This is a genomic window from Tepidimonas sp., assembly GCF_046292505.1.
Classification (GTDB): domain Bacteria; phylum Pseudomonadota; class Gammaproteobacteria; order Burkholderiales; family Burkholderiaceae_C; genus Tepidimonas.
In genome coordinates this window covers 1-2,032 of the sequence record NZ_JBKBQX010000061.1, presented here as the reverse complement: position 1 = coordinate 2,032, position 2,032 = coordinate 1, and the positions used below count along the sequence as shown (strand labels likewise).

Annotated in this window: 1 protein-coding gene; it reads right to left on the bottom strand. The window is 72.5% G+C overall.

Annotation, left to right across the window (positions count from 1 at the left end):
- Positions 1-93: 93 nt before the first annotated feature.
- The coding region (locus ACK4TH_RS11505) for a cobaltochelatase subunit CobN (RefSeq protein ID WP_409626605.1) at positions 94-2,032 on the bottom strand (1,939 nt) is incomplete at its 5' end.

Here is a 2,032-nt window from a genome sequence, read left to right as displayed (position 1 = left end):
CCGGCACGCCCACCAGCGCCGCAAAAGGATAGCGCGGCGTCTCCGTGGAAGGGTTGGGTGACGGAACCGTGGTCGAATGGGTTTCCATGGCCGTCACATTGGCGGTTGTTCCCATCGCTCCTCCAACTCCAGCTGCAGTTGCTGCAGGTGCTCTTGCTGCACCGCCGAGGGCGTCCAAAGCCCTTGTTCGATGGCCTGCCGCAAGCGTTTCGCCATGCGGCGCAACGCCGGCAAGTTGTGCTGTCGCAAAAAGCGCAGGTTACCCTCGTCGAACACCAGCGCCTCGGCCACCGGGTCGAGCTGATGCGCCGCTACCCCTTGACCCAGCGCCGCCCAGCCCAGCAGGTGCTCCAGCGTGGCGGCCATCTCGGCCGCACCCGCGTAGCCGTGCGCCTGCATGGCCTGCAGCCAGCGCGGGTGCGTCACGCGCGCGCGCACGACGCGCGCCAGCTCTTCGCGCAAGGGGCGAACCCGCACCGCGGTTGCGCTGCTGTCGGCGTGATAGACCGCAGGCGTCTGCCCGCGCAGGGCTTGCACGGCGGCGGCCATGCCGCCAAGGTATTCGACGAAGCCATCGATGTCCAGCGCGTCGTGCTCGCGGTGGTCCTGGATCTGCGCGGCCAGCTCCAGCTGCGCCAACCGCTGCGTCCACGCCGCCGGCGCCGCCACCCCATGCGCTCCGCGACCGTAGGCGTAGCCGCCGCTGCCGAGGTAGGCGCGCACCAGCGCGTCCCGGTCGAGCGCGGCGTCGGTTTGCGCCAGCTCGCCGATGCCGGCGCCATACGAGCCGGGGCGCGGGCCGAACAGGCGCCAGCTGGCCTGGCGCTGCGCTTGCGCGGCCTCCAGCCCTTGCGCACGCAGGGCTTGCACCTCCCGCTGCACGCGCGCGCGCACGGGGTTGAGCTCGTCGGGCTCGTCCTCTGGGGGGATGGCGGCCACCGCTTGCACAGCGGTGTCGAGCAAATCGATCAGGTGCGCAAACGCGTCGCGGAACAGGCCAGAGACCCGCAGCGTCACGTCCACGCGCGGATAGGGCCGCAGCGACGCCGGCAGCACCTCCACCTCGACCACACGGCCGCTGCCGTCGGCCCAGCGCGGCCGCGCCCCCAGCAAGGCCAGCGCGGTGGCCACGTCCTCGCCGCCGGTGCGCAAGGTGGTGGTGCCCCACAGCGACAGGCCGATGGCGCTGGGGAAGACGCCGTGATCCTGGGCGTAGCGCTCGATGAGGCGCGCCGCGATGCGCTGGCCGCTGTCCCACGCCGCCGGGGTTGGCAGGCTGCGCGGGTCGGCGGCGTAGAAATTGCGCCCGGTGGGCAGCGTATCGATACGTCCGCGCGATGGCGCCCCGCTGGGGCCCGGCGGCACAAACCGGCCCCGCAGTCCGCGCAGCAGTTGGGCCGTCTCGTGGGGCCCGCAAGCATCCAGCCGCGGCGCCAGATCCTGCCAGGCCGACTGCAGCACCTGCTGAGCGCGCGGGCCAGACTGCTGAGCGGCCCGCGCCGGATCTTGCAGCCACGCCAACGCCAGCTGCTGCAGCCGCTGGCGCGTATGGCCGGCGTGACGCCACGGCCCCTCAGGGTCGATGGCCTGCAGCAGCGGCGGGCGCGGCCCGCGCCAGGGCTCGGCGGGGTCGGCTTGCAGCGGGTCGAAGCCGTCCAGACCGAAATCCTGCGCCATCGCGCGCAGCAGGCTGTCGTCCTGCGGGCGGCTGCCGCGCGGCTGGCGCAGCAAGGCCAGCAGGGTCTGCGCGCGCGCCAACCCCTGGGGCGACGCGCCCCAGACGTGCAAGCCAGCGCGAAGTTGGCTTTCCTTGATTTCGCAGAGGTAGGCGTCCAGACGCTGCAGCCACTGCGCCAGCACCGCCGCATCCTGCGGGTCGCCTTGCAAGCCCAGCTCCTCGTGCACGCCCAGCCGCAACGTTTCTTCGACGATCGCGTGGCGCAGCCGCCGCGCGCGCGGGGGATCCAGCGTCAGCGCGTCGTAATACTCCTCCACCAAGCGCTCCAGCAGGCGCAGCGTGCCGCTGTCTTGC